Source organism: Caulobacter sp. (assembly GCF_049283275.1).
GTDB lineage: Bacteria > Pseudomonadota > Alphaproteobacteria > Caulobacterales > Caulobacteraceae > Caulobacter.
Window position 1 is genome coordinate 1 of the sequence record NZ_JBAPVS010000207.1, and the last position, 6,913, is coordinate 6,913.

8 protein-coding genes and 1 pseudogene are annotated in these 6,913 nt (G+C 66.9%); 8 read left to right on the plus strand and 1 reads right to left on the minus strand.

All coding sequences use genetic code 11. The features are described from left to right. The first annotated feature begins 12 nt into the window (after positions 1-12). Positions 13-363: a GFA family protein gene (locus tag WAL33_RS11570; protein ID WP_422181541.1), complete on the plus strand. Its 351-nt coding sequence runs from the start codon at positions 13-15 to the stop codon at positions 361-363. Between the two features lie 96 nt (positions 364-459). On the opposite strand, the gene WAL33_RS11575 is transcribed toward WAL33_RS11570, so the two are convergent. Continuing rightward, the gene (locus WAL33_RS11575; RefSeq protein ID WP_422181543.1) at positions 460-1,110 is read right to left on the minus strand and encodes a haloacid dehalogenase-like hydrolase; all 651 of its coding nucleotides are present in this window, start codon (positions 1,108-1,110) and stop codon (positions 460-462) included. Between the two features lie 321 nt (positions 1,111-1,431). Here WAL33_RS11575 and rpsB point away from each other — a divergent pair, with 321 nt between their 5' ends. The 7 genes and pseudogenes from rpsB to WAL33_RS11610 form a co-directional block, all read left to right on the plus strand. After that, positions 1,432-2,328: a 30S ribosomal protein S2 gene (gene rpsB / locus WAL33_RS11580; protein ID WP_422181545.1), complete on the plus strand. Its 897-nt coding sequence runs from the start codon at positions 1,432-1,434 to the stop codon at positions 2,326-2,328. Between the two features lie 157 nt (positions 2,329-2,485). After that, positions 2,486-3,424: a translation elongation factor Ts gene (tsf, locus tag WAL33_RS11585; RefSeq protein WP_422181547.1), complete on the plus strand. Its 939-nt coding sequence runs from the start codon at positions 2,486-2,488 to the stop codon at positions 3,422-3,424. 198 nt (positions 3,425-3,622) lie between these two features. Continuing rightward, on the plus strand, positions 3,623-4,360 hold the full coding sequence (gene pyrH / locus WAL33_RS11590) for a UMP kinase (RefSeq protein WP_422181549.1): 738 nt from the start codon (positions 3,623-3,625) through the stop codon (positions 4,358-4,360). A gap of 25 nt (positions 4,361-4,385) precedes the next feature. Beyond that, entirely contained in the window at positions 4,386-4,952 is a 567-nt protein-coding gene (gene frr, locus WAL33_RS11595; RefSeq protein ID WP_422181551.1) for a ribosome recycling factor, read from the plus strand. Between the two features lie 39 nt (positions 4,953-4,991). Continuing rightward, positions 4,992-5,771 carry a polyprenyl diphosphate synthase gene (gene uppS / locus WAL33_RS11600; protein WP_422181553.1) on the plus strand — a complete coding sequence of 260 codons (780 nt, stop codon included), beginning with the start codon at positions 4,992-4,994 and terminating at the stop codon, positions 5,769-5,771. Beyond that, positions 5,749-6,597, plus strand: coding sequence for a phosphatidate cytidylyltransferase (locus WAL33_RS11605; RefSeq protein ID WP_422181555.1), 849 nt, complete (start codon positions 5,749-5,751; stop codon positions 6,595-6,597). The genes uppS and WAL33_RS11605 overlap by 23 nt, the downstream gene beginning before the upstream one ends. Then, positions 6,594-6,913: pseudogene (locus tag WAL33_RS11610) on the plus strand (1-deoxy-D-xylulose-5-phosphate reductoisomerase); the annotation flags it as partial. The gene WAL33_RS11605 and the pseudogene WAL33_RS11610, both read left to right, overlap by 4 nt.

A 6,913-nucleotide genomic window follows, 5' to 3' on the forward strand; every position in this document is an offset into this window, starting at 1 on the left:
GGGAGAAGGCCCATGGCCAGGCATGAAGGCGGTTGTCAGTGCGGCGCGGTGCGTTACGCGGTCGAGGTCTCGCTCGACAACCTGATCACCTGCAATTGCTCGCGCTGCGGCAAGCTGGGTTCGGTGCTGGCCTTCGCGCCGGCCTCGGCGTTCGCGCTGCAGCAGGGCCAGGACGCCCTGACCGAATACCGCTTCAACACCCACAAGATCGCGCACCTGTTCTGCCAGACCTGCGGCATCGAATCCTTCGGTCGCGGCGTCGGGCCGGACGGGACCGAGATGGCGGCGATCAATGTCCGCTGTCTGGACGACGTCGACGTGTTCGCACTGGAGCCGCACAAGTTCGACGGCAAGTCGCGGTAGGCTTATCCGCATTCGACGTTGGACGTGAAAACGAGGACCACGCACCACGCTTTCATGTCGATCCGCCCTAGATCTTTAGGGCGCGACCGGCAGGGCCTACCAAGCCATGGCTCGGCATTTGGGCAGGCGGGCGCGGCTGAGGCGGCGCTTGGCGGCCTTGCCGCAGCCGACGATCATCGGCGCGTCGGCCCCGCGCAGCAGCGGCAGGTCGTCGAGGCTGTCGGTATAGGCATAGGCCCAGCGCTTGCCGTGGCCGGCCTCGTCCAGGGCCTGGCACTTGCGCTGGTGGCGGCAGTGGACGTCGGCGACCCAGCCGCCGGCCCGGCGCTTGAGCGAGGTGCCCAGCACGACGATGGGCCGGTTCAGCGGGGCGATCAGGGCCTGGGCCAGGACCGTCGGGGCGGCGGTGACGACCACCACCTCATCGCCGCCGGCCAAGTGGGCGTCCAGGATCTGCACGCCCGGACCGCGCCAATGAAGGGGCAGGGCCTTGGCCTGGAAGCGCGCGGCGAAGTCGGCGCAGGACTCGCTCAGCTTGCGTTCGGAGAGGCCGGCGGTGGCGATCCACAGCAGGATCGAGGCTCCGGCCCGCCGGGTGCGTGGCGCGATCACCATCGGAACGGCGACCGGCGCGACCAGCAAGGTGGCCAGAAGTCGGGGAACGGAGCGGCGAACCCGGCTCCACAGCCAGAGCGCCGTGGAATCGCCATCCAACAAGGTGCCGTCGAGATCGAAGACCGCGAGCATGGCCTTTTCTACCGCCCGAACCTGTCAGTCCTGTGTCACGCCTGTGGGCAGGATGTGTCGGGCTGTGGATAAAACGCGGCGAGGATCGGTTTCGTCTCGGGAGCAGGGAGGCGTGAAATCGCTTCCGAGACGGCGGTCAGGGGCACGAACCCGCGCGTTGGGGCTTGCTTTCTGGTCCGTTCGCGCCTATTTGCGCGGCCATTCCACACGTGGACGTGCGGCGACGCCGGGGAGACATCCCGTCGTTACCGTTCCGGTCCCGGTCCGAATTGTCGGAGCGGGGGTGTCCACGGAGGTTCAACCGGAAGAAGGAGACCTATCATGGCGCTTCCCGAATTCTCCATGCGTCAGCTCTTGGAAGCTGGCGCCCACTTCGGCCACCAGACGCACCGCTGGAACCCGAAGATGGACCGCTACATCTTTGGTTCGCGTTCGAACATTCACATCATCGACCTGTCGCAGTCGATTCCGCTCCTGCACCAAGCCCTGGTGAAGGTGCGTGAAGTCGCCGCCGCCGGCGGCCGCGTGCTGTTCGTCGGCACCAAGCGTCAGGCCAGCGACCCGGTCGCCACCGCCGCCAAGCGTTGCGCCCAGTACTACGTCAACCACCGCTGGCTCGGCGGCACCCTGACCAACTGGCGCACCGTCTCGGGCTCGATCGCGCGTCTGCGCGAACTCGAAGGCATCATGGGCGGCGAAGGCCAGGGCCGTTCCAAGAAGGAACTGCTGCAGCTGACGCGCGAACGCGACAAGCTGGAGCTGTCGCTGGGCGGCATCAAGGACATGGGCGGCATCCCCGACATCATGTTCGTGATCGACACCAACAAGGAAGCGATCGCGATCCTTGAAGCCCGCAAGCTGAACATCCCGGTCGTCGCCATCCTCGACACCAACTGCGATCCGGACGGCATCACCTACCCGATCCCCGGCAATGACGACGCCGCCCGCGCCCTGCAGCTGTACTGCGACCTGGTCGCCGACGCCGTGCTGGACGGTCTGGCCGCCGGCCAAGCCGCCTCGGGCGTCGACCTGGGCGCCTCGGTCGCTCCGATCGAACCGACCCTGGCCCGCGAACTGACCCCGGAACCGGTGGCTGAAGCCGCTGCTCCGGAAGCCGCCCCCGAAGCGGCTCCGGCCGTCGAAGCCGCTCCGGAAGCCGCTCAGGAAGCGACCGCCGAAGCGATCGAAGCCGTCGCCGAAGAGCCGGCCGCGAGCTGATTTTCCGATCATCGGATCGGGATTTCGGTCCCGATCCGGTCTTCGTGAACCTGACATGCGACCGGGCTATCAAGCCCGGTCGTAATTTTGTTTCACGCGTTTCCCGAAGGCGACCCGGTCGCGCAGGGGAATGCTCCGATATTCAATGGAGGAACTCATGGCTGAAGTGACCGCTGCGCTGGTGAAAGAACTGCGCGAAAAGTCGGGCGTCGGCATGATGGACTGCAAGAAGGCGCTGGTCGAAAACAACGGCGACATCGACGCGTCCATCGACTGGCTGCGCGAGAAGGGTCTGTCCAAGGCCGCCAAGAAGGCTGATCGCGTCGCCGCCGAAGGTCTCGTCGGCATCGTGGTCCGCGCCGAAGGGGCGGGGATGACCGCCGCCGCCGTCGAGGTGAACGCCGAAACCGACTTCTTGTCGCGCAACGAACTGTTCCAGAACGCCGTGCGCAAGATCGCCAGGGCCGGTCTGGACAACGAAGGCGTGGACGCCATCAGCGCGGCCACCACGCCCGACGGTGAAGTCGTGTCGGATCTGCTGACCCATCTGATCGCCACGATCGGCGAAAACATGGTGCTGCGCCGCTCGGCCAGGTTCGCCGTGGCTCATGGCGCCGTGGCGACCTACATCCACAACGCGACGGCCCCGGATCTGGGCCGCATCGCCGTGCTCGTCGCCATCGAAGGCGCTGGCGACCAGGCCAAGATCGTTGAGCTGGGCCGCAAGATCGCCATGCACGTGGCCGCCACCGCCCCGCTGTCGCTGTCGCCGGACGACCTGGACCAGGCCGCCATCGAGAAGGAGCGCCAGATCTTCACCGCGCAGGCGCTCGAATCGGGCAAGCCCCCGGCCGTCGTCGAGAAGATGGTCGAAGGCCGCATCCGCAAGTTCCTGGAAGAAGTCGTGCTGCTGAAGCAAGCCTTCGTCATGAACCCGGACCAGACCGTCGAGCAACTGGTCGCCGAGACCGGCAAGGAACTGGGCTCGCCGCTCACCGTGAAGGGCTTCGTTCGCCTGGCCCTGGGTGAAGGCGTCGAGAAGGCTCCGGAAGGCGATTTCGCCGCCGAAGTCGCCGCCATGGCCGGCCAAGCCTAGGTCTTTTCGTCGCCTTTCGGGGCGACGGACAGGACTCGCCTATGAAAGGCGCGGCGCGCATCAAGCGCGCGCCGCGCCTTTTTTGCGCCCGGGTCACGCATCTGCACGCGATCTGGCCGGTTTCAGCCCGGAAAACCGATCCCACTTTTTCGGAACGCGCACTATGTTGCGTCCCGACGACTCAGGAAGAGCCTCCGCATGTCCGAACCTCAGCACAGACCCTATCGCCGCGTGCTTCTGAAGGTTTCGGGCGAGGTGCTGATGGGCGACACGCCCTACGGCATCGACACCAAGACCGTCGAATCGGTGGCCGACGACATCCGCGAGATCGTCCAGTCCGGCGTCGAGCTGTGCCTGGTGATCGGCGGCGGCAACATCTTCCGCGGCATGGCCGGCGCGGCCAAGGGCATGGAACGCTCCAGCGCCGACTATATGGGCATGCTGGCCACGGTGATGAACGCCCTGGCCATGCAGGACGCCCTGGAGCGCATCGGCGTCTCCACCCGCGTGCAGTCGGCCATCCCGATGGCCACGGTCTGCGAGCCCTACATCCGCCGCCGGGCCCAACGCCACCTGGAGAAGGGCCGGGTGGTGATCTTCGCCGCCGGCACCGGCAACCCGTTCTTCACCACCGACACCGCCGCCGCCCTGCGCGCCGCCGAAATGCAGTGCGACGCTCTGTTCAAGGGCACCAGCGTCGACGGCATCTACAGCGCCGACCCCAAGAAGGATCCGGCGGCCAAGCGTTACGACACGCTCAGCTACATGGACGTGCTGGCCAAGGACCTGAAGGTCATGGACGCCTCGGCCGTGGCCCTGATGCGCGACAACAACATTCCGATCGTGGTCTTCTCCATCAAGGGACGCGGCAATCTGCTCAACGTCCTCAAGGGGCAGGGAACACACACCGTCGTTTCCGGCGACCGCGCCGCTTAAACTTCCAGCGAAGAGAGCCCAAGCCATGGCCAACGCCGAAAAACCCGTCCTGTCCGGCTACAAGGACCGCATGGACAAGTCCGTCCTGTCCTTGAAGGAGGACTTCGCCGGTCTGCGCACCGGTCGCGCCTCGTCCAGCCTGTTGGACCAGATCATGGTCAACGCCTACGGTTCGATGGTGGCGCTCAACACCGTGGCCTCGATCAGCGTGCCCGAGCCGCGCCAGATCAACGTCAACATCTGGGACAAGGGTGTTGTCGCGGCGGTCGAAAAGGCCGTGCGCAATTCCGATCTGGGTCTGAACCCGGTCGTCGAGGGCAACAATCTGCGGATCCCGATCCCGCCGCTGACCGAAGAACGCCGCAAGGATCTGTCGAAGATCGCCGGCAAATACGCCGAGGCCCAGAAGGTCGCGGTCCGCAACATCCGTCGTGACGCCAACGACGACCTCAAGAAGGCCGAAAAGGCTTCCGTCATCAGCGAAGATGAGCTGAAGAAGATGGAGACCGAGGTCCAGAAGATGACCGACGAGGCCATCAAACGCATCGACGAGGCCTTGAAAACCAAAGAACAAGAGATCATGCAGGTTTAGCATCGACCTGTGGGGGACGATGAGGGAAGGCTGAAGCGCATGGCGCCGACGACCGGCCTGCAGAATGTCGCGACGCGCGCCGGGGGCGCCAAGTCGGGCCAATCTCTGCATGTGGCCATCATCATGGACGGCAACGGCCGTTGGGCGAAGCGGCGCAACCTGCCGCGCGTCCTGGGCCATCGCGCCGGCGTCAACGCCCTGAAGCGGACCGTCGAAGGCGCCGCCGACCTGGGCGTGGGCGTGATGACGGTTTTCGGCTTCTCCACCGAGAACTGGAGCCGGCCGCCGCAGGAGGTCTCGGAGCTGATGGGCCTGCTGAAGGCCTATCTGGAATCCGACCTCGAGCGCCTGGCCCGCGAGGGCGTGAAGGTGCGGATCATCGGCCGCCGCACGGGCCTTGCCCCCGACGTGCTGGACGTCATCGAACGCGCCGAGCGCCGGACCAGCCATAACAGCGCCTTCCTGCTGCAGGTGGCGTTCAACTACGGCGGTCGCGCCGACATCGCCGACGCCGCCCGCGCCTTCGCCCGGGCCGTGGAGCGCGGCGAGGCCCGGGCCGCCGACCTCGACGAAGCCCTCTTCGAACAGCACCTGTCCACCGCCGGCGCGCCGGCCCCGGACCTCATCGTGCGCACCAGCGGCGAGCACCGGATCTCCAACTTCCTGCTTTGGGAATGCGCCTACGCCGAACTCGTGTATCAGGACGTCCTGTGGCCGGACTATGGACCTGAACACTTGGCCGCCGCGTTGACGGAATATCGCAGCCGCGACCGTCGCTATGGAGGTATCGCCGTCGATGACGTCGCCGTCGCCGGCTAAACGTTTCAACTGGAGCAACCTGCGGATCCGTGTCGCTTCGGCCACGGTGCTGGTGCCTACGGTCGTGGCCGCCGTCTGGTTCGGCGACGTCTGGTACCTGGGCTTGATCCTGGTGGGCGTCGCGTTGCTCGCCCGTGAGTGGGCCGAGATGAGCGCCAGGCGATCCGCGCTCGGCGTGGCCATGGCGATCGGCGTGGCTGTGGCGATCTCGGTGATCGTCGCCTATCGCGGTCACTATTACATCACCTGGCCCGTGGTGATCGCCGGAGCCCTGGCCGCGGCCCTGATGGCGCGTGGTGCGTTGGAGCGTCGGGCCGACGCCGCCTACGGCGTGATCTACATCGCCCCGGCCGTCATCGCGATGATCTGGCTGCGCCGCATGGACGCCGGCCTCAGCTGGACCCTGCTGCTGTTCACGGCGACCTGGTTCGCCGACATCTTCGCCTTCGTCGTCGGCAGCGCCCTGAAGGGCCCCAAGCTGTGGCCGCGGTATTCACCCAACAAGACCTGGTCGGGCTTCTTCGGCGGGCTGATCGCCGCCTCGCTGGGCGCGGTCGGCATCGTGGCTCTGTCTCAGGTCTTGCCCGCCTTGCCGGACCTGCATCTGGCCTGGCCGGTCGCCGCGGTGATCGGTCTGCTGGGCGGTCTGGCCACCATGGCCGGCGACCTGTGGGAATCGATGCTCAAGCGCCGGTTCGGCGTGAAAGACTCCGGCGACCTGATACCCGGCCACGGCGGCATGCTGGACCGGGTCGACGGCCTGATGTTCGCGGCGATCGTGGTCGCCGGGGCGCGGCTGCTCGACCAGTGGGGAGTGCTGCCTTGACCCACGCCCGCAATGCCGGGGTCCGCAAGGTGGTGGTGCTGGGCTCGACGGGGTCCATCGGCGTATCGACCCTGGACCTGTTCGAGCAGGCGGACGCCTCGGTCGAGATCCTGGCCCTGACGGCCGGCCGCAATGTCGAGAAGCTGGCGCAGCAGGCGCTGCGGTGGAAGCCCCTGGTCGCGGTCATCGACGACGAGGCCGGCTTGCCCGAGTTGCGCGAACGCCTGGCCGGTTCCGGCGTGCGCGCCGCGGCCGGCGCCGCGGCCGTCTCCGAAGCCGCCGCCATGGGCGCGGACTGGGTGATGTCGGCCATCGT